We start from the raw sequence: 22,180 nt of genomic DNA on the forward strand, positions 1-22,180 counted from the left end.
AGATTATTCTAAATAAAAAGCGCAAATAAGCATTTACTCCAAAATGCATTAGTAGATAAAATAAATAGCCGTGAAGTATTCATGAAAGGCATTAATATTAGTTACTATTATGAGGGATATACTGAATATGATATAGAGAATTTATAAATAAAAAAGGGCTGAAATGGCCCTTTTTATTTGCGTTTTGAAGAGGATTTTTCATATAAAAACAGCATAAAAAGTATTCTACTAGGAATCGCCATCGTTATTTGGAACGTATCCTTTATGTTAAGATTGGTAAAAGAAGTTCGTTTTTTTCGACAATTAATATTAATGCAAGTTATGTAATCAATATACTTCAATGGTTTTATATTTCATTCATGTATTCCTTTTCATCTGAATGAATTATTTATTAGAACAGGTTTTCCATCCAAAATAAAATGTTCTAAAAAAGGACAATATGAGTATCTTTATAATGATTTTCTAATATAATCAAGGTGTAAATGAAAGGAAATCTGTGCTATTTTTAATTTTTTACTAACTAATACAGCTTCAAATAAAGGACACAATTGCTACATGCTAAGTGTAATTTATTATCCATTCAAGATTCTGTTTATTCGATCTTCCTGAAAATAAAAAAAGATTAAACTCATAAATATACAAGTTATAATGAGGGCGTCGAGAGATAGTTTATTACCGCTAGATAAAATATCAAACCTAGTTTTGGTGCAAAAATTCTAAAGACCTTACAAGTAACTTTCTTAAATTGGACATACTGATATGATTACTCTACAAAGGATGTGTAATTAGAAAGGAAATTTATTTAACATCAAAAGAAAGCGCTAACAACGAGAATTTGTTTTGAATTAATTATTCTAATAACTTAGTTTCAACTGCAATTAAAATCATAAATTATGGGGGTGCTTATATGAACATGAATGTAGCGTCTATTAAAGAAAAAAAGGTTGTTAAATACAAAAGTTGTTTTGATGTGATTGGGCCCATAATGATAGGTCCTTCAAGTTCACATACTGCAGGTGCTTTGTCTATTGGAACAGTTGCTAATAAATTATTTCAAGGTCTTCCAAAAAAAGTTGTGGTAACGTATTATGAATCATTTGCTGAAACCCATAAAGGTCACGGAACTGATTTTGCAATAATTGCTGGTATATTAGGCTTTGCTGCAGATGACAGCAAAGTGCCAGATGCTATTAAAATAGCAGAATCTAAAGGGATTGACATTACTTTTATTGAAAAATCAGGTGATAGTCCTGCCGGTCATCCAAATACGGCAGATGTATATGTAGAGGATGACAGTCGAAGTATTAGAACGATGGGTATTTCGGTCGGCGGTGGATTGATTGAAGTCAAATATGTTGAAATTGATGGATTTAGCTTAGAAATGCAGGGGCCATTGCCAGTTGTTATTGCGATTTCAGAAAGAGCTGACTTTGAATTTGTCTTACGCAGGATCTTTAAACAATATAATGTTGAAATTAACAACTTTCATAGTTTGAAAGATAAAACAAAATATTTATATGCATTCGCTTTGGATTCGCTATTGCCTGGTAATGCTCAGGAGGAATTAGGGAATTTAAGCAATATAGCTAATCTTATTATTCTTTAGTTACATTAAGGAGTGAAAAAATATGTATATGGCCATAAAAGAAATTGTGGATGCAGCTAATAAAAGACAAAAGCCAATTTATAAATTAGCAATTGAACAGGAAATCGAACAAACTAAAATTTCTTATGAAGAAGTTTGGAGTAAAATGGAACGAAATTTAGCGACTATGCAAAATGCTATAAATAAAAGTATCGAGGGGGACGGTGTATTTTCTCCTACCGGTTTAACCGGAGGTGATGCAGTTAAAATTAAAAACTATCGAGAAAATAGGAAAACTCTTTCTGGAGATTTGATGGTGTTAGGGATTCAAAGTGCTATCGGCGTTAATGAAGTAAATGCTGCATTAGGAGCTATTTGTGCAACTCCAACAGCAGGTGCAAGTGGGACGATTCCGGGAGTCCTATTTAGTATTAAAGATACGTTGCAGTTGAGTCATGAAGATATGATACATTTTCTATTCACATCAGCGCTATTTGGAACGATAGTAGCAAACAACGCTTGTATTTCAGGAGCGTATGGAGGATGTCAAGCTGAAGTAGGCAGTGCCTCAGCAATGGCGGCTGCAGCTGCGGTAGAAGCTGCAGGTGGAACACCACAGCAATCTTCTGAAGCTTTTTCGATTGCATTACAGAATTTACTCGGTTTAGTTTGTGATCCGGTCGCTGGTTTGGTAGAAATTCCTTGTGTAAAGAGAAACGCCATTGGAGCGACAAATGCTTTAGCAGCAGCGGACATCGCATTAGCCGGCGTAAACAATATCATCAATGCTGACGAAGTTATTGAAGCGATGTATAGAGTTGGAAGACAGATTCCTCGCGAATTAAGAGAGACAGGTTTAGGTGGAATTGCGGCTACACCTACAGGGATTGCTATTAAAAATAAAATATTTGGGGAGAAACAATCAAATCAATAAACAGTTACCGTCTGTATTGTGAAATGGTTAACAATCTATTCTCTATTGTTCGCTTAAGGATTTCTGGATATTGGGGGAATTATTAATAATATATCCTACTATATAATTGAAACATTTTGTAAGTGGTAACAAACTCTTCAGGTTGATGCTTCGTTAATTTTTTGAGTCTGATCAACTTAGAAGAAGGATATACGATGTGGCGCACTTTATAAACAAAAAGAACGGTCTATATTCCTATACCTTAAAATAAAGACGTAAGAATAGGAAACAAGGAGGAATTATTATATGAATGGGAATACTGCAAAAAACATAGAATTTCAAGCTGATAATACGGCAGTAAAAAATGAAAAATATTTAGACCCTAAAAAATGGCATAAACAGGATACTACCTGGGCATTGAGCCTTTTTGGAACAGCAATTGGAGCAGGGGTACTCTTTTTACCGATTAATGCAGGTTCAGGTGGTTTATTATCATTGCTGTTAATTACCATACTTGCATATCCAGTTATGTACTACTCACATAGGGCGCTTGCTAAAATGATTTACGCTTCGAATTCTGCCGATGAGGGGATTACAGGTACAATAAGAGAATATTTCGGAAATAAAGCAAGTATCATTTTTAACATTGTATATTTCGTCTCCATTTATACGATCGTGCTGATGTACTCGGTCGCACTTACAAATACTGCAAGTAGTTTTATTGTACACCAATTGCACATGCCGGAGCCTCCAAGGGCTATTTTATCACTTGTATTAGTACTCGGTCTTATCACTATACTAAATTTTGGTCAGGATATTACTGTAAAGATAATGAGCATGCTAGTATATCCTTTCATTGCTTCTCTACTTTTTATTGCAATATCTTTAATTCCACAATGGAATACTTCAATGCTAAGTTTTTCAAGTGTTTCTACTGCTTCAACTGGAACAGGGTATTTCGGAACGATTTGGATGATACTACCAATCATAGTATTCTCGTTTAATCATTCTCCTATGATTTCGTCATTCGTTATGAAACAGAGAGCTACGTATGGAATAGACGCTACTGATGCCAAGTGTGCCCAAATACAAAAAGTTTGTTATATCATCACATTCGCTGTTGTTATGTTCTTTGTTTGGAGCAGTACTTTAAGTTTGACTCCAGATGATCTTAAGGTGGCAAAAGAACAGAACTTGTCAATCCTATCATATCTTGCTAATGAGCTTAATTCGCCAGTAATCACGATTGCAGCTCCTATCATTGCGTTTGTGGCTATTACAAAGTCTTTCCTTGGCCATTATATAGGAGCGTATGAGGTAATGCGTGACATGATTATCAAGTCCAGTAAAAAACGTGGGAAAGATATAGGAGAAAAAACAGTTAAGACAATGATTCTTACTTTTGTTGTATTAACATGCTGGTATGTTGCTTATACAAATCCAAGTATTCTTGGAATCATTGATGCCCTTAGTGGTCCGTTAGTCGCTGCTATCTTATGTCTATTACCGATGTATGCGATTCGTAAAGTACCAGTACTAGCAAAATACAGAGGGAAAATGAGTAATGTATTTGTAATTATTATAGGGATACTTACTGTTCTAGCAAGTATTAAGTCATTATTCTAATTTACTGTAGTTAGTTCTGATGCAAAAATCGTGTGATATGGAAAAAAGAAAGATTCTTATCGGAACTGAATTCTATATTGTTGATTTAAAGAGATCATGGTTTTGGACAAACTCCTCATCTTGGAGAGTTTGTCTTTTTTAATTATATGCATAACTTTTATCGTTTTAGCCAAGAAGACCCCTTCCTCAAGGAACGCGGAGTGAGTAGGTGGGAGATGAATTAGCTAAAATGATAAACTGGTAACCCCATTATGAAGAAGTAAAAAAAGGGAAAACTATTGTATAACTATCAATAATTTAGGGGGCGCCAAATGAAGCATAATAAAGAAGTAACACTTGGGGATTACGTTCAATTTTCATATCGTAAAAACCCTAATTTACAATTAATGGGGTTTGTAGTGAATGTTTTACAAAATACAATTGTTGTAGATATCGCGGAAAGAATGGATATTGAGGTAGATGATGTTAGGCAAGTTGTAAAGCATGGTTATTATAATAAAGTGGTTCATAGGCAAATAAAGAATAGTGTTTCATAAAAAAGCGCTCCTATATAAATGTAGGAGCACTTTTTTATGGAGAGAATTTCCACAAAGAATTTTTTTGTCTGAGGTATACAATTTTTATATGAAAATACGTTTTGAAGATATTCTCTTATTTGTTAATTAATAATTTTTTCAATCTTTATAGCTGTTATGGATTTAAAATATTATTCATGAAAATTTCACATAATTTTATTAAAAAGAAAAATACTAATACTTGTTTTAATACTTTACTTCGAGGCATTAAAACAAATTTACTAACTACGAAACAAGGAGGCATCACTGTGGACATTCGTGAAGGATTAATTCCAACAGCTTTAGGTACAGCAGTGACCGCAGCAGGTAATGCTCTTAAACAAACTCGTGGAACTAATAAAATGATTGCAAATACAGTATTTGGTTTTGGTTTAGCTCACGTCGTTTTAGGTGTAATCGATCTTGTTGAACATCGTCGTTAGAACGAAAGGCAAGCATTGATATATGCTTGCCTTTTTGGTAGTGCATTTATTATTAATTTTTCAAAGTATGTTTGTATGAAGTAATCATTATCAATAAAATTAAATAGTTACACTACAGGGAAATTAGAAAGTAAAACTTTGAGCATTGAATTTTATGAAATGAGGTGGGGATGGAATGGAATTTTCTTCTGAAAGTAATACGTATCATGCTGGTGACATTGTCTATATTTTTTATCGAAATCCTCATACTCAAGACGTAGCTAATATACAAGCTGCAGCAGTTGTAAATAATCCTGAAAGACCTACTGAATTAGCACTATTTCTTTACGAAACGTATTATCCACTAACAAATGAGATGGCTATATATGCTACCGAAGATGAAGCAAATCAAGCGTACACTTACTATTATGGTGATATTTCAGAGGGGATGTTGGAATGAATAAGCCATTTATGCCTAAGCTCGTATATTTTGAACCTAAAGCATTAGATTATCCTTTGGGAAAAGAGCTGTTTGAGAAGTTTTCAAAGATGGATGTTGAAATTCGACATACTACTTCCCATAATCAAGTAAGAGATTTGCCAGGCGATAATGATTTTCAAAAGTATCGAGTAGCAAAATCTACGCTTGTTGTTGGTGTTAGAAAAACACTGAAATTTGATACTTCCAAGCCTTCAGCAGAGTATGCAATTCCTTTTGCAACGGGATGTATGGGGCATTGTCATTATTGTTATTTACAAACAACGATGGGAAGTAAGCCTTATATACGAACGTATGTAAATGTTGAAGAAATTTTAGATGCTGCTGATAAATACATGAAAGAGCGTGCACCTGAAGTAACAAGATTTGAAGCGTCGTGTACTTCAGATATTGTAGGAATCGATTATTTAACGCATACTCTTAAACGGGCTATTGAGCATTTTGGAGAATCTGAATATGGGAAATTGAGATTTGTTACGAAATTTCACCATGTAGATCATTTACTTGATGCTAAACATAATGGAAAAACAAGATTTCGCTTTAGTGTAAATGCTGATTATGTGATTAAAAACTTTGAACCAGGGACTTCTCCCTTAGCTAAACGAATTGAGGCAGCAGGAAAAGTAGCTAGAGCCGGATATCCTCTTGGTTTCATTGTAGCTCCTATTTACCTGCATGAAGGCTGGCAGGAAGGGTACTATCATATGTTTGAACGCCTAAATGCTGAATTACCTCTTGATGCACGGGATGATATTACATTTGAATTTATTCAACATCGTTTTACAAAGCCAGCTAAGAGAATGATTGAAAAAAACTACCCGATGACAAAATTAGAATTAGATGAAGAGAAAAGAAGGTATAAATGGGGGAAATATGGAATCGGAAAATACATTTATCAAAAAGAAGAAGAAGAGGATATAAAAAACTATCTGTATTCCTATATGAAACAGTTCTTTCCTAATGCAAAACTAGAATATTTTACATAAAAGAAAAGAACAAAATTTATTATATCATCAATCTAAAAAATTACTCACTCAAAAAGTGATATTGGTCAACAATTCGCTAATAACTCATTTGAAAAATTTATATACGAAAGTCTTTTATGTAAAAATATGTTTCATTATGAGCTGAATCCCAACAGTTAAATAGAAAAATAAGGCGGTTGTATGAATATAAGTCCGGTATTGTACCGGGCTCATTCTTTTTAACGGTGCATCAATTCTTTTGTGAATATAATTATCTCAATCTCGCTTAAAATGTTCCATATTCTCAAATTCTTTGAATTGATAGCTTTTTAGTTATTCACATTTGTAATGTAGTCTTAGAAATTTCAGAAAATCACATTCATATATTCAATGTTTTCATTATAATATAAATCGATTTCTATTTTGTAATCACAAACTATATTTCTTTAATTTGAATGGTGGCAGTACCTTTTAATAGAATTTCCTCCTTGGTTTAACAAATATTTTTTTGTAAATAATATATTTGTTAAACCATTAATTAAGGGGGACTAGTATGCCGCAGGATCGAAAAGAAGAAGTTCAAAACGATACACATGAAGGAAAAGAGATTATGCCAGATAATCCACAATATCTACCGCGTCATGTGCAAATGGAGCTGCCTCCCGAATTTTCTATAAATCCTCTGTTTGCCCGCAAAGGAGAATCAGTCGTTCCGCGATTTAACATGCCTGATGAAGGCATGTTACCAGAAACAGCGTATCAAATCGTCCATGATGAAATTACTCTAGATGGCAATGCACGCTTGAATCTTGCAACGTTCGTTAGCACCTGGATGGAGCCTACCGCAGAGCGGCTATATGCTAAATCATTTGATAAGAACATGATTGATAAGGACGAATATCCACAGACAGCTGAAATTGAGGAGCGGTGTGTTCGCATTTTAGCCAATCTCTGGCATTCCCCTAGCCCCCTTACAACTATGGGCGTTTCAACAACTGGATCGTCGGAAGCATGTATGCTCGGGGGGCTTGCGTTAAAGAGACGCTGGCAAAATGCACGCAAAAGAGAGGGGAAGCCGGTGGATCGGCCTAATATTGTATTTAGTTCTGCTGTTCAAGTCGTTTGGGAAAAATTCGCGAACTATTGGGAGGTTGAACCACGCTATGTAAAGGTTAGCCCTGAGCATTCCCGGTTGGATCCTCAGGGGGTCATTGCAGCCGTGGATGAAAATACGATTGGTGTGGTACCGATTCTCGGTGAGACTTATACCGGACGTTACGAACCGGTTGCTGCCATTGCAAAAGCGTTGGACGATTTACAGGAGAGGACGGGACTTGACATTCCTATGCATGTGGATGCGGCTTCGGGCGGATTTATAGCCCCGTTTCTTCAACCAGATTTAGTCTGGGATTTTCAATTGCCGAGGGTAAAGTCCATCAATGTATCCGGACATAAATATGGATTAGTCTACCCTGGATTGGGTTGGATAATTTGGAGGGAAGCTGATGATCTCCCTGAGGATCTAATCTTCCGCGTCTCCTATTTAGGCGGCAACATGCCAACTTTTGCCCTGAATTTTTCACGTCCTGGTGCACAAGTACTCCTGCAATATTACAATTACCTGCGTTTGGGGAAAAGGGGGTACTATGATGTCCAAAGGGCTTCTCAGAAAGTCGCTCTTTTTCTTAGCAAGGCGATTCAAATGATGGAACCTTTCGAACTTTTGTCCGATGGTTCGGATATACCGGTTTTCGCTTGGCGACTGAAAAATGGTCACACATCAAACTGGAATCTTTATGATCTATCTCGACAATTGCGTGTGTTCGGTTGGCAAGTACCTGCCTATCCATTGCCTCCAAATCTAGAAGCGGTGACGATTATGCGCGTTGTGGTTCGAAATGGATTTTCCATGGATCTCGCGCATTTATTTTTGAGAAACCTCAAACAGGCTGTTGCCTTTTTGGATTCCCTGGATGGGCCTATGCCTCATGATACGAAATGTGATAATGGGTTTCATCACTAATTGGGGACAGCTCCCGTCGTCGTTAAGTTGAGCTCAACACCCATAACTTTTCGAGCTATTCACTGGGAAGCGGTACAGAAAAGCTGATGGTTTCAACCAAGGGATACATGATGATAGGTGATGAACAAATTGATGCCAGAGGGCTTTACAATATCAAATCATACGCCCAGTTTGTAGACATCTATTGGCTTTTCTTCCTTTTTTTCTGGTTTCGAAAGATGGCTTGAATTACATAGAGTTAATGAAGGACTATCTGTCATAAACCGAATGAAACATTTGAATTCTATTCAGATTGCCTCCCCTGAACACCTTTTTGATTAAATTTTTTTGGAAATGGATTTTTACATTTGCTATTAAAAAAGGCTTAAAGCACTTTTTATCAATCTTTATTTCAAAGCTAAATGGACCTCTACGGTTATCATTCAAAGGAGTGAACAGTCGATTCACTCCTTCCTTTTTTGTTAATAACATTGTTGTTGATTAAAATATTTTTAAATGTATGGAACAAACTTGTTACTTAGGTTGTCTATTAAGTATTCGTATAAAACAGGTGTTTATCATAAGTTAGATGCTTGAAGAGTGATATCCGATACACTCTTTAATTGTATTGGTATGTATAACACCTAGAAAAACCATATATTCTTGAAAGAGGTTGAAAATGTATGATAGTCTTAAACAAGTTTTTTAACATTTTACATTACAAAAAGATGGTACCTGTAGTATTTCTTTCATGTGCAACGCTTATAGGTTGTTCCGATAGTAATACTCAATCTGAATCACTTAAACAAACGAAACAAACAAATCAAATCAAACAAGAAACTACTGGTAATGATTCTTTTGCTAAACTTGAAAAAAAATTTGATGCTAAACTTGGTATTTATGCATTGGACACTGATACGAATCAAACCGTTACGTATCAATCAGATAAACGGTTTGCATACGCATCTACCCACAAAGCTTTAGCTGTGGGAGTACTTTTACAAAAGAAATCAATAGAAGATCTAAATCAAAGAGTTTTGTATACTCGTGAAGATCTTGTTAATTACAATCCAATTACAGAAATGTATGTTGATACAGGTATGACTCTGAAAGAGCTTGCAGATGCTTCCCTTCGATATAGTGATAATACTGCACAAAATCTTATTCTTAAACAATTAGGTGGACCTAGTGAATTCAAAAAAACACTGAGAGAAATAGGAGATACCGTTACAAATCCTGAACGTTTTGAACCAGAGTTAAACGAAGTGCATCCAGGAGATGTACATGATACTAGTACCCCAAAGGCATTAGCTACTAGTCTTCAAGCTTTTACGCTAGGAGATGTACTTTCAACTGAGAAACGGGATTTATTAATAGATTGGATGAAAAAGAACACTACGGGAGACAACTTAATTCGTGCTGGAGTTCCAGGGGGATGGGAAGTAGCTGATAAAACAGGCTCGGGATCTTATGGAACCAGAAATGATATCGCAATTATTTGGCCACCAAATAAAAAGCCAATTGTTCTTGCGATACTTTCTAATCATGATAAAGAGGATGCTAAATACGATGATAAGCTTATTGCAGAAGCAACCAAAATAGCGTTAGATACCTTAAAAACTACAAATAAATAATAATAGTAATTAGTTATTAAAATTTTTCTGTTTTTCCGTCACAAAACTGTGGCGGTCTTTTTATGTGTTTAAAAAAGAATCGACTTAAGAAAAGAAAAAAGATAGAAACAATCCCTATTTAATTTATTAATTAAGTAACAACAAATATACGCTTTATTGGATACTTATTGCATTTGTGAGGGTAGGTAAGATATCATCTTTTTTACATAAGTAAATATTGAATACCAAATGAACTTTAAAAATTGCGCCTAAATTAAAGGAGAGTACGTTATGAATACAATCATGATTGTAGAAGATGATATGAAAATTGCTGAATTACTGGGAACTCATATAAAAAAATATGGATACCAAAGTATTATTATAGAGGATTTTGAAAATATCTTAGAAATATTTCAAGAGATAAAACCAGATGTAGTGCTATTAGATGTAAATTTACCTAATTTTGATGGTTATTATTGGTGTCGCCAAATACGAGCAATTTCTACTTGTCCAATTGTATTTCTATCTGCAAGGAGTGGAGAGATGGATCAAGTTATGGCTTTAGAAAATGGTGGTGATGATTATATTACGAAACCTTTCTATTATGAGGTTGTAATGTCGAAAATCCGTAGTCAAATCAGAAGAGCATACGGTGAATATGCTTCTAAAGTAAAAGAACGGATAGTTGAGCAATCGGGATTATTCCTGTTCCCAGAAAGAATGGAACTTCAACTAAATGATAGGAAAATTTTACTTACTAGAAAAGAAACAACTTTATTAGAAATATTGATAACGAAGTCTCCGCTCCTTGTAAAACGTGAAGTGATTTTAGAACAACTATGGGATAGCTCATATATAGACGAAAATACATTGAGTGTAAACATAGGTAGAATTAGAAGGAAATTGCAAGATTTAGGTATTGAAAACGCACTGGAAACAGTTCGTGGTGCTGGATATCGTTTGCATGCTACTTGGGAGAAGGAAGGAAAGGAATAATGAAATTATTTTTACAAGAACATATTCCACTTATTTGTTATACATTTGCCCAATTGCTTATCATTCTTTTTATATATTGGTTTGATGGTTATCCACATATTTTGACAGCATTATATTCTGTATTTTTGGGTGTTTTTTTATTAATGGGTTATTTAATATATCGCTATTATAGTCATCGTTCATTCTACAAGCGTCTATCAACACCAATGGAAGCTTTAAATGAATCAATAAAAGATAGTGATTTGGCTCCCTTATCAATGGCCTTAGAAACATTACTACAAACTCAATATCAATATTATCAAAACCAATTAAAAAAATGGGAACGAAAACAACAAGAACAAATGACTTTTATGAATCAATGGGTTCATCAAATGAAAACACCTCTTTCTGTTATTGAGTTAATTACACAAGATGCAGATGACTCTCGATTTGACAGTATTAATGAAGAAACGGAAAGAATCAAAAAAGGATTAGAAATGGTCTTATATGTTGCTCGTTTAGAAACATTTGAACAGGATTTTCATGTGGACAGATTGCAGTTATTGGAAATGATTGATTCTGCTATTCATGAAAATAAACGTCTATTTATACGTAGTTATGTGTATCCAGAGGTAAAAGTAGATCCAAATCTTATCGTAGAAACAGATAAGAAATGGTTTCGATTTATACTCAATCAAGTACTGTCAAATGCAATTAAATATTCATCAAGTAAGCAAGAAAAAAAAAGTAATAGTATCGGCTTGTTCAAAAGGACGAGCAATTATTTTGGAAGTAAAAGATCATGGGGTTGGTATTCCTACTGCTGATTTACCACGTGTTTTTAATCCATTTTATACTGGAGAAAATGGTAGGAAATTTAAAGAGTCTACGGGAATGGGATTATATCTTGTTAAAGAAGTATGTGAAAAATTAAATCATAAGATTGAGCTAGAATCTGAAGTAGGTAAGGGAACAAAAGTTAGAATCATATTCCCGTATGCATCTCGTTAACCGATGAAAGGTATACTTTTCATCGGTTTTTCTTTTGAATCTTACAAACTTGTTAGATAACTGTTAGGGAAATCGATATGAGACATACTATATATAGGTTACACTTCATGTATCGAAAAAAGAAATGGAAGGTGAAATACTTGTGGAGATACTACATGTTTCAGATTTAGGGAAGGTTTATCCTGGGAAAATTTCTTATACAGCATTATCCCATATTGATTTAAAAATAAACAAAGGTGAATTTGTAGGAATTATGGGACCATCTGGGAGTGGTAAAACAACGCTATTAAATATGGTGTCTACTATAGATGCTCCAACATCAGGAGAAGTATTAATTCATGGAGAAAATCCGTATCTGTTATCTCCAAATCAGCTGTCTTTATTTCGAAGACGTGAATTAGGGTTTGTTTTTCAATCATTTAATCTCCTTAATACATTGACAGTGAAAGAAAATATTGTTCTTCCACTTACGCTTGATGGTGTCAGTCCTAGAGAAATGGAAGGGAAAGTAGAAGCTATTGCTAAAAAACTAGGGATAACTGAAATATTAGATAAACGTACGTATGAAATTTCTGGTGGGCAGGCACAAAGAACTGCAATCGCACGTGCTACTATTCATAATCCAAAATTATTACTTGCGGATGAGCCTACAGGAAATCTGGATTCAAAATCTGCTAATGATGTGATGGAATTATTGACAAAGCTTAATAAAGAAAATAGCACAACGATGATGTTAGTGACACATGATGCAATGGCTGCAAGTTATTGTGATCGAATTGTGTTTATCAAAGATGGACAGTTATACAATGAGATTTATTGTGGAGATAATCGCAAAGTATTCTATCAAAAAATTCTAGAGGTTTTAGCATTATTAGGAGGAAAGGCAAATGACTTTTCGACAGTTCGCATTTAATAACGTTATTCGTAGTAAAAGAACATATTTGGCTCATTTTTTAAGTAGTACGTTTGCTATTATGATTTTCTTCACCTATGCATTACTTGCATTTCATCCTAATTTACAAGGCGATCTTGCTACCAGTGTAACAATCAATACATTTGCAAAGTCAGGATTACAGATATCGCAGGGGTTAATATTTTTCTTCTCATTCTTCTTTATCTTATATTCTGTAAGTGCATTTTTAAAAACAAGAAAAAAAGATTTTGGAATTCTAATGCTACATGGGATGTCACGTACACAGTTGAATAAATTAGTATTTATTGAAAATATAATAATTGGAATCGCTTCTATTTTAACGGGAATTACAATTGGAATGGCGTTCTCTAAGTTTATCTTAATTATGAGCAACAATCTGTTAATAATTGATAAAGGACTCCCATTTTACATGCCCTTTAAAGCAATTGGAATAACATTTGGAGCTTTTTTCTTACTATTTTTATTTATTTCACTTTTCACTTCTCGACTAGTAAATGTAGAGCAATTAGTAGAATTAATAAAAGCAGAGGAAAAGCCAAAGCCTGAACCAAAAGCATCCTTTTGGCTATCTTTATTCGCACTTATTTGTATTGGATTAGGATATACGGCTGTTTTCCATAGTGTTAACGCAATTCAGTACAAGGGTGCAAATTATGTATTATTCATGGTGGCGGCAGGGGTGAGCTTTGTTGTACTTGGAACGTACTTCTTATTTACCCAGCTCAGTGTGTATGTGTTACGTGCATTAAAGAAAAGGGAAAATATTTTCTTTAAGAAAACAAACATACTAACCATCTCAGATTTAGTGTATCAATTAAAAGATAATGCAAAAATGTTTTTTATGGTCACTATTATTTCTACCGTTGCCTTCACTGCAGTGGGGACTTGTATGGGATTAGGCAACTCATCCATGGCTGAATCGGAAAGTCCTTTTGCATTTTCTTATCAGTCTTATAATAATAACCATTTAGAAAAAGAACATTTAAAAAAAATAGAAAGCGAACTCCATGGTGGTGAGTTTAATTTCAAACAGGTGACTTATTCAATAAAACAAATTCAAGATACTCTCTATAACAGTAATATATTATCAACCGTTATAAAATTAAGTGATTATAATAAGTTAGCTAAGGCATTTGGTTTTGAAAAAGAAAGCTTAAAAGATGAAAATGATAGTCTTGTCATACCTTCAAAAAAAGTTGCTAATTCAAAATCTAATCAAAATAGCTTTCAATTGTTGTATAGAGATATAAAAAAGATATGCATGTAAATAAAATACTTACTCCGAAAGAATTACAAGATACAAGAGTAACGATAATTATTGTACCAGACGCTGTATATAATCAAATGATAGTGGATCCAGAGAATTATTATTTTGAATACATTATTAATGGTTTTATTGTGAAAGATTGGGAGAAAACAAAAAAAGTTGCGGAAAATATTGTAGCTGCTTTTCAGAAGGATAATAAAGGTATAAATGAGCATATAATAGACAACGAAAAATATACATTTTCGACTTTAATTCTTACATGGATAGGGATGAAACAAGGTTTTGGACTTGCATCCATTATGAGTGTATTAATAGGCATTGTTTTCTTTACATTTGCTGCAAGTTTTTTATATTTCCGATTATACACAGACTTAGAACGAAATCAGCAGCAATATAAAATGATAGCAAAAGTTGGTTTAAGTAAACTCGAATTAAAGAAAATTGTGTCACGTCAACTTGTATTACTATTCTTTTTACCCATTGTAATAGCAATTACACATAGTGTCGTAGCTTTTATTGCCTTGCAAAAGTTAGCTGATTTTTCAGTCTTGGGTAGTTCCGTTATAGTATTGGTTTGTTTCTTAGTTTTACAAATTATATACTTCTACTTTGTTCGTGCTCAATATTTGAAGAAAATGTATAAAACAATCATTTAATTCAATTCAAAAAAATAAAAATAAGGAGAATATAGAATGAAAAAAAGATTTGGGTTATTAATAGTAGCTGGTATTTCGATTACCGTGTTAGGAGCATGTTCATTATTTAGTACAAAAGACTCTCCAGCAAATGGAATTTCAATAGAAGTAGGATCGATAAACGAACAAACAAGAAGCTCTATAATTGACTCATACAAAGATATAACAAGCTCACAAGACCTATATCAATTAAAAGAAGGGACGATAGATAATAACAAGCTCGACGTAAAGCTACCGACTAATTTGGGGGATTCTATGGATATTGCTACTAGTAATTTACTATTTATTAGTAGAACAACTGCTGAAAAAATGAATAAAAAGGGGCTTATACGCGAAAGAGATAATAACGAGGGGCTTACATCATCAGTCCCTATTGGTTCGTTACCAAAAATAGAAAAAGATGAAACTATCTTATTTGCAAATAAAGAATATAAAGACTTGAAAGAACTAACATTTGATCAGAAAAAAATGAATGTTCAATATGAAGGGGATGTATGGCTTTCTCCGCATCGTGGTGGATCCAACGTAATCCTATTAATTGTAGAGGATACATTATTCAAAGAAATAAATGGGAAAGAAAAAACTAGACAGATTCTATCTTTTAATAAATCTTTTGGAAATCTTAATTTAGTCAATCAAGGGAAAGCACCAGAATTAAGCAAGGAAATAGATAAAGTGAATACGGTGTTAGGTACTGAGGACAAGAGAGCCGTGAATTTTATAAATATTACAGAAAAGTAAAAAAGTCTATATGGGTAGAATCGCATCACCATTAGATTAAGAAAAACAAATCTAACTATTAACGGCTCGAAGTGATGAAAATAACACTTATACCCTAAGTAATTTTTGATATTTATTGATATAGAATCCGTATTATTAGGATTCTATTTTTTGTTTCAAAAATCTATAAAGAAAAAAGGTAAAATCAGCGAGAACTAAAAGGTATTTTAAATGAATTTTTCAAAACACCACTAATAATGATAACGTTTGCTAAATATAGATGTTCCTTAAGCTTGTAAGAAGCTTACAAACTTCCCTCTTCTAATGCAACTTAAGTGTAAATTAATTTTTTTGTAAATATGGAACAATGTCATTACTTACAATGTCTATTAAGCGTTGAAACATTTTTTATTTAATAAATTTAGAAAGGAATAATGATTTTTAATTAAGGGAGAAGATTGAATTGAAAAAATTATGGATGCTGCTTTTCTTTTGTTTTGCAGTTATATTGGTAGGATGTAATAAAAACGAATTGCCAAAACAAGCATTTGAAGAATATGTGAATTTATGGAATGATAGAAAATTTGCAAATATGTATGATCATTTATCAGAACATGCCCAAAAAACAATTTCTAAAAAGGAATTCACAGAGAAATATCAAAAAATTTATGAAGGTATTGGCGTTAAGAATTTAAAAGTTAATACGAAAGCAGAAAATGCTAAAGATAAAGAAGTTTTTCTTTTTGAAGTTAAGATGGATACGGATGGAGGAAAAGCTTCATTTATCCATGAAGCAAAACTTGTGAAAGAAAAAGAATCTTGGAAAATAGATTGGACACCAGACTTCATTTTTCCAGCTATGAAAAAAGATTACAAAGTACGTATGCAAATAGAACAAGGAAAACGTGGAGAAATATATGATCGAAATGGGAAAGCTCTTGCAACGAATGGTAAAGCGACTGAGGTTGGAATTATTCCAGAGAAACTAGGCGAAACGGCAGTGCAAACAAAAGAAATAGTAGCACAATTACTTGATATGTCTATAGAAGAGGTCGATCAGAAGCTTACAGCGAAATGGATAAAACCAGACTCCTTTGTACCAATTGGTATTTTAAAAGAAGGAACTAGACAGAATGATTATATTGAATTAGAAGGAGTATCATCTCGCCCAGTAAATATTCGGACGTATCCATTAGGAGAAGCGGCCGCACACTTAACTGGTTATATAGGAAAGGTGAATGCAGAGGAGTTAAAATCGCTTCAAAAAAAAGGGTATCAAGCAGATGATTTAGTAGGTAAGACAGGTTTAGAGAAAGTATTAGAGAATAAATTGCGTGGTGAAAAAGGTGGACGCGTATTTATAGAAGATGAGAATGGAAAAGAGATTAAAAATGTAGCGAAAAAAGAAGCAAAAGAAGGGGAAAACGTTACGTTAACAATTGATGCTGCAATTCAAGAAAAAATCTTTAATGAGATGAAAAATGAGGCAGGATCTAGTGCAGCGGTCAATCCTAAAACGGGTGAAACTATTGCACTTGTAAGTAGCCCTGCTTATAATCCAAATACATTAGTTAGAGGCGCGTCAAAAGCCCAACGAGAAGCATGGAATAACGACTCGAAACTACCAATGATGAATCGTTTCACACAAGCATTTGTACCAGGTTCCGTATTTAAAACGATTACTGGTGCAATTGGTTTGGAAACAAACACTATAAACCCTAAGGAAGAATTTAAAATTCAAGGATTAAAGTGGGCAAAAGATTCATCTTGGGGAAATTATTATGTAACACGTGTGAAGGAAGCTAGTCCAATTGATTTTGATAAGGCAATGAAGTACTCTGATAATATTTATTTTGCTCAACAAGCTTTGAAAATGGGAAAAGATCAGTATGTAAATGAATTTAAGAAATACGGATTTCATGAAAAATTACCAATCGAATACGAATTTCCTATTTCAATCATTGCAAGAGATGGGATAAAAAATGATATTCAACTAGCAGACACGGGATATGGACAAGGACAAGTATTAATGACACCACTTCATTTAGCATTAACATATGCACCGATTGTGAATGAAGGGAATATTCCGTCGCCTCATCTTTTAAAAGAAGCAAAAGTAGCGGGGAATTGGAAAAAAAATGTGGTTTCTAAAAAGAATCAAGAGATATTAAAGAGCGCATTAATAAAAGTCATTAATGACCCTGATGGCGCGGGGAGAATTGCTAAGGTTGATGGTATAACTCTTGCTGGTAAAACCGGTACAGCAGAACTGAAGGAGTCGAAAGAAGCAGACGGAAAAGAACTTGGATGGTTTGCAGCTTTTGATGCAAATGCGCCCGACATGATTGTTACCATGATGATCGAAGATGTAAAAGGAAGAGGGGGGAGTAACGTTCCAGGCGAAAAAGTAAAACATGTTTTTCAGAAATAATAAGTAACTATAAGGTGAAATCTTTTACTACATTCATTTTTTGCTTAACACGAAGGTATAAATTGAGCAATACAAAGAACAATTAAGTTTCGAAAAAGCATTCTCCTTAATCGAGAATGCTTTTTTGTTGTGGCTGAATAAAGATGATAACTCATCTTTATTTTCATTTTTGAAAGGTTGGTATTGCTAATAGTAAATAGAAGAGTAAAAAAAATTGAAAGGGACAGGTGAGGGGGATTTTAAACTTTAACAAAAGAGTTATTTAGTAAAACATAAATAGAGCACACAAATAAGTATGCTCTAAGAAAAAAGGTGATACAAGTGGAGTGTTGCGTGAAATGCACAAATAATAATCAGATTTTTTATGAGTGTATTTTTAACATTGTATGCTTTACTTGTTTTTAGGAGCCTGTCATGTAAAAGAATATATAGATGATTATTTTATGAAAGTAATTGCACACCTTTACATTTTTAGGAGGATTTTTCTATCAAAAAAAGATAAACAATGGAACAAATGAAACTTGTATCTTGTCTATATATTGAAACCATAATAAAAGTGAGGGCAGTTTTATGTTTATTCAAATAAGTTCGAGGTGTGGAAATGGAAGAGACGTTTATTGAAAAGTGTATTCATGATGAGCTTGACTATGTTATAAAAGACTATTGGCAAGATGTATGGAATTATTCATTTATTATTACGAAAGATCCACACTTATCAGATGATATCACGCAAGATGTGTTTATAAAGGTATTTAAAAATTGGAATTCATTTCGAAAGGAGTCATCTATTAAAACGTGGATATTAAAAATCACAAGAAATACAGCAATAAACTATTTGAAATCCTCCTATTTTAAAAGGATATCATTAGTAGGTTTTTTTAGTGACGATAAGCAATCTCCATCGGCAGAAAGAGAATTTTTTAAGCAAGAGGAAATGAATGAAGTGTGGGATGTTGTTTTAAAACTACCTAAAAAACACCGTGAAATAATTATTTTAGACGCAAAATATGAATTATCTTATGAAGAAATGGCTGAAACACTAGGAGTATCCATTGGAACTGTTAAATCTAGATTAAGTAGAGCGAGAAGTAAGGTTTCAAAATTAATAGGGGAGGGTAGTAGTGATGAACAATAAACAAAATCCTGACTGGTATAGAAAATTAAAAAAAGGCCCAATGGAGAATCGTAACGATGAAGAAGAATTTATTTTTAAAATAAAGCAGTCTATATACGAAAATAATGAAACGGATCTTGTAAAACATAAAAGACCTTTTCGTAAAAAAGCAGTACCTATTGTAGTTGTTTTAGTTTGTACAATGTTATTTTTTATTGTTCAACAACCTTGGCTTGATGATAATAAATCACCGGTACAAAGTAGCACTCAAATTAAGCCTAAAACAAAAGATGAGTCTGCTCAAGATCCAACATTAAAACAATTTATGAATGAATTATATCAAAGTACAAATTCAAAAAATGAAAATGACTTGTATAGAGCGTTAAATGATGAAGTTCTATTTAAAGGGAAGAGTTATAAGAAGGATGAATTGAAATTTGATGAAGATATTTTTCATGAGTTGCAAGTTGCTCTTACAATGGGGGGAGAATTTACAAATGATACAAAGCAAGCATACAAAGTACCAAGTGGATTGACAGAAAGTAACGAACCAAAGCAAGCGCATTATATATATGCAACTGTTACTGGAAATAAAACGAAAATTTTAGCTGAACCAAAGCGAGAATCACAAGTTTTATATGAAGTATCTAATGAAATGGTAAAAGCTTGGATTCCAGAAAAAGTGCAAAATAATGGATATATAAAAGTATCGACAATTAGCGGTAATACTGGATATGTACAAAAAGAGTATGTTTTAACTGATATTAAATATTCTTTCATGTTCGAAAAGGATCATGAAGGTAAATGGAAAATAACGAATATAGATTCTATATGGTAAAGAGGAAGGTTCACTTTAATGAACCTTCCTCTTTGTTTTTATTCTCTTATTGAAGAGTATTCCAGTACTCTAAAATTTCTGATGTAACGAGAGCAGCAATGTTTTTTTCTGAATTACTACCAGGAATAACGACAGAAACGGCAATTTGTGGATCTTCGGTAGGAGCATATGCAATGAAAAGAGAATGGTTTATCATCCTTTCTTGCTCATTCGGAGCACCTGTTATGCCTGTTTTACCTGCGACATGAAAGGGTAATTTTTTAATTTCCTCTATATTTTGGCTCATCCCACCTTGCACGACACTCCAAAATTTCACCGGGTAACGATTTGAACTTTCTAAAATTGGTTTAAACTTTTTTGTTTCCTTACCATTTTGATCAATAATAGCACTTACGATTTGAGGTTTATATTTATCACCTTTACTTGCTAAAGTTGCTGCATATTGAGAAAGTTGAAGAGGAGTGTGTACTTCATTTCCTCCCCAAGAGGCATTTAATAAGGCGGAGATACCATTTTCAAACTTGTTTGTTGGATGAAATTCATATTGTCCGTCTTCTTCAAAAGGTAAATCAATCCCAGTTTTAGAACGAAGGCCGAATTGCTTTAAATACTCTGTCCATATATGTGCAACTTTTTCTATATTCCCATTATTTTGGTTGAATAAGGGTAGAGCTACTTTTGCTGTCATAAATGTGTTAGATGAATTAATGATAGCCTGCCTCGGTGTAATCTCACCTGTTGGCGTTCCAGGTGCATTCGTAATGTTATTTTGATTATCATATTGAAAAGTACCTTTATCTAAATAAGTATCTTCAGGTTGAAAAAGCTTTTCGTTTAATCCAATTAAAATAGTAAGTGGCTTTATAGTTGAGGCCATATTTACATAAGATTCACCATACTTTAATTTTTGAATTGCTTTATTTTGCGAAAGTGATTTGATGTTTTCTTTTTTAGATGATACTTGTTCATATAATGTATTTGGATTAAACACTGCTGAGTTGGCCATAGTTAAAATTGCGCCAGTTTTCACATCGGTTACCACAACATAACCAGTATTAACATCAGTTATTTTCTTGATTTGAGATCTTAATGCTTCCTCTGTTTTTTGCTGCAACTTAGAGTCTAAAGCTAGCCGGACATCTTTTCCTTTTTGTACTTTTTGCATGTTCCATAAGAACCTTTTATTATTTATTTTAAAAATAAGTGTTTTACCCGGTTTTCCTCTTAAATCATTTTCATATTGCAGTTCAATCCCATTTTTTCCAATAGCCAAATGCTTTGAATTAAGGTCATTTTCTACATACCCAATTACCTGTGAACCAATTTCACATTTAGGATAATATCGAATCACTTCATCTTTGATTATTACATTATTGGGTTTGTTTTTGTTTATGAATGCAAGTTCATTCTCAGTTATGTCAGAGTATAACGGTATATCATTCATAGTCTGCTTTTTACAAGATTGTTGTAATTGAGATTTTATGTCCTCTGTAGAAATGTCATGTTGAAACTCGCTTGAAAATTGATTGAGAAAAGCTAATGTGTTTGCTGTATCTTGTTTCGATAGCTTCTCATCATTAAAAGTGCAATATAAAGACTTAACTTTCTTATTTGTAGCTAGTATTACACCATTTCGATCAAGTATTTGTCCTCTTTCGGCCGAAGAAGTTTCGATAGTAATTGAAAAGAAATGGCTTTTTAACAAAATTATTAATATCAAACCTACAATAGAAAGAATCGCTATAAATCTCCATCTTTTTATTTTTGTATGTAACATAAAACCCTCCCTTTTTAGCTTATTTCATCTTATAGTTAATTATTTTTTTTGTAAATGTGGAACAACTTTATTATTTAGGTTGTCTATTAAGTATTACAGCATGAAGAAAGGAATAATCAGTATGAAAAGTTTTTAGCAAATCTATGTGTAAGTTTTATATGGGCCAGTATATAGTTTAGCATTTCTAATGCTAGCGACAAAAAATAGAGAGAAAACAGGAAAGGAGAGTTATGAATTAC

General features: G+C 33.2%; 16 protein-coding genes and 3 pseudogenes. 18 read left to right on the forward strand and 1 reads right to left on the reverse strand.

Annotated elements, in window-relative coordinates; genetic code table 11:
• Positions 1-27: 27 nt before the first annotated feature.
• From ATN06_RS29690 to ATN06_RS12410, 18 genes and pseudogenes are all read left to right on the forward strand, one after another.
• A pseudogene (locus tag ATN06_RS29690) lies at positions 28-147 on the forward strand (cell filamentation protein Fic); the annotation flags it as partial.
• Between the two features lie 760 nt (positions 148-907).
• Complete coding sequence (gene sdaAB / locus ATN06_RS12330) at positions 908-1,606, forward strand: L-serine ammonia-lyase, iron-sulfur-dependent subunit beta (protein ID WP_060630874.1); 699 nt, start codon at positions 908-910, stop codon at positions 1,604-1,606.
• A gap of 22 nt (positions 1,607-1,628) precedes the next feature.
• Entirely contained in the window at positions 1,629-2,519 is an 891-nt protein-coding gene (gene sdaAA / locus ATN06_RS12335; protein WP_000281771.1) for an L-serine ammonia-lyase, iron-sulfur-dependent, subunit alpha, read from the forward strand.
• Between the two features lie 285 nt (positions 2,520-2,804).
• Positions 2,805-4,124 (forward strand): aromatic amino acid transport family protein, encoded by a 1,320-nt coding sequence (locus ATN06_RS12340; protein ID WP_060630875.1) that lies wholly within the window; start codon positions 2,805-2,807, stop codon positions 4,122-4,124.
• 311 nt (positions 4,125-4,435) lie between these two features.
• Positions 4,436-4,660, forward strand: a complete 225-nt coding sequence (locus ATN06_RS12345) for a DUF2187 domain-containing protein (RefSeq protein WP_000682218.1) — start codon at positions 4,436-4,438, stop codon at positions 4,658-4,660.
• A gap of 287 nt (positions 4,661-4,947) precedes the next feature.
• Positions 4,948-5,121 carry a hypothetical protein gene (locus tag ATN06_RS12350; RefSeq protein ID WP_060630876.1) on the forward strand — a complete coding sequence of 58 codons (174 nt, stop codon included), beginning with the start codon at positions 4,948-4,950 and terminating at the stop codon, positions 5,119-5,121.
• 175 nt (positions 5,122-5,296) lie between these two features.
• Positions 5,297-5,560, forward strand: a complete 264-nt coding sequence (locus ATN06_RS12355) for a transcriptional regulator SplA domain-containing protein (RefSeq protein WP_060630877.1) — start codon at positions 5,297-5,299, stop codon at positions 5,558-5,560.
• Entirely contained in the window at positions 5,557-6,585 is a 1,029-nt protein-coding gene (splB, locus tag ATN06_RS12360; protein WP_001039639.1) for a spore photoproduct lyase, read from the forward strand. Before ATN06_RS12355 ends, splB begins: the two co-directional genes overlap by 4 nt.
• Positions 6,586-7,117: 532 nt before the next feature.
• Positions 7,118-8,587, forward strand: a complete 1,470-nt coding sequence (locus ATN06_RS12365) for a glutamate decarboxylase (protein WP_060630878.1) — start codon at positions 7,118-7,120, stop codon at positions 8,585-8,587.
• Between the two features lie 662 nt (positions 8,588-9,249).
• Positions 9,250-10,200: a class A beta-lactamase gene (gene bla, locus ATN06_RS12370; protein WP_060630879.1), complete on the forward strand. Its 951-nt coding sequence runs from the start codon at positions 9,250-9,252 to the stop codon at positions 10,198-10,200.
• A 270-nt stretch (positions 10,201-10,470) separates the two neighbouring features.
• A complete protein-coding gene (locus ATN06_RS12375) occupies positions 10,471-11,175 on the forward strand; it encodes a response regulator transcription factor (protein WP_060630880.1) in 705 nt (234 codons plus the stop codon).
• Positions 11,175-12,165 (forward strand): annotated as a pseudogene (locus ATN06_RS12380) (sensor histidine kinase). Before ATN06_RS12375 ends, ATN06_RS12380 begins: the two are co-directional and overlap by 1 nt.
• Before the next feature lie 142 nt (positions 12,166-12,307).
• The gene (locus ATN06_RS12385; protein WP_060630881.1) at positions 12,308-13,078 is read left to right on the forward strand and encodes an ABC transporter ATP-binding protein; all 771 of its coding nucleotides are present in this window, start codon (positions 12,308-12,310) and stop codon (positions 13,076-13,078) included.
• Positions 13,053-15,022 (forward strand): annotated as a pseudogene (locus tag ATN06_RS12390) (FtsX-like permease family protein). The gene ATN06_RS12385 and the pseudogene ATN06_RS12390 overlap by 26 nt, the downstream one beginning before the upstream one ends.
• Before the next feature lie 36 nt (positions 15,023-15,058).
• On the forward strand, positions 15,059-15,802 hold the full coding sequence (locus ATN06_RS12395; protein ID WP_060630882.1) for a lipoprotein BA_5634 family protein: 744 nt from the start codon (positions 15,059-15,061) through the stop codon (positions 15,800-15,802).
• 442 nt (positions 15,803-16,244) lie between these two features.
• The gene (locus tag ATN06_RS12400; protein ID WP_060630883.1) at positions 16,245-18,212 is read left to right on the forward strand and encodes a penicillin-binding transpeptidase domain-containing protein; all 1,968 of its coding nucleotides are present in this window, start codon (positions 16,245-16,247) and stop codon (positions 18,210-18,212) included.
• 601 nt (positions 18,213-18,813) lie between these two features.
• Positions 18,814-19,347, forward strand: a complete 534-nt coding sequence (locus ATN06_RS12405) for an RNA polymerase sigma factor (RefSeq protein ID WP_060488847.1) — start codon at positions 18,814-18,816, stop codon at positions 19,345-19,347.
• Positions 19,337-20,164: a hypothetical protein gene (locus ATN06_RS12410; RefSeq protein WP_060630884.1), complete on the forward strand. Its 828-nt coding sequence runs from the start codon at positions 19,337-19,339 to the stop codon at positions 20,162-20,164. The genes ATN06_RS12405 and ATN06_RS12410 overlap by 11 nt, the downstream gene beginning before the upstream one ends.
• A 46-nt stretch (positions 20,165-20,210) precedes the next feature.
• Here ATN06_RS12410 and ATN06_RS12415 read toward each other — a convergent pair whose 3' ends face one another.
• Positions 20,211-21,941 carry a peptidoglycan D,D-transpeptidase FtsI family protein gene (locus ATN06_RS12415; protein WP_060630885.1) on the reverse strand — a complete coding sequence of 577 codons (1,731 nt, stop codon included), beginning with the start codon at positions 21,939-21,941 and terminating at the stop codon, positions 20,211-20,213.
• Positions 21,942-22,180: the final 239 nt, after the last annotated feature.

The sequence above is a fragment of the Bacillus thuringiensis genome, from assembly GCF_001455345.1.
Taxonomy (GTDB): domain Bacteria; phylum Bacillota; class Bacilli; order Bacillales; family Bacillaceae_G; genus Bacillus_A; species Bacillus_A thuringiensis_N.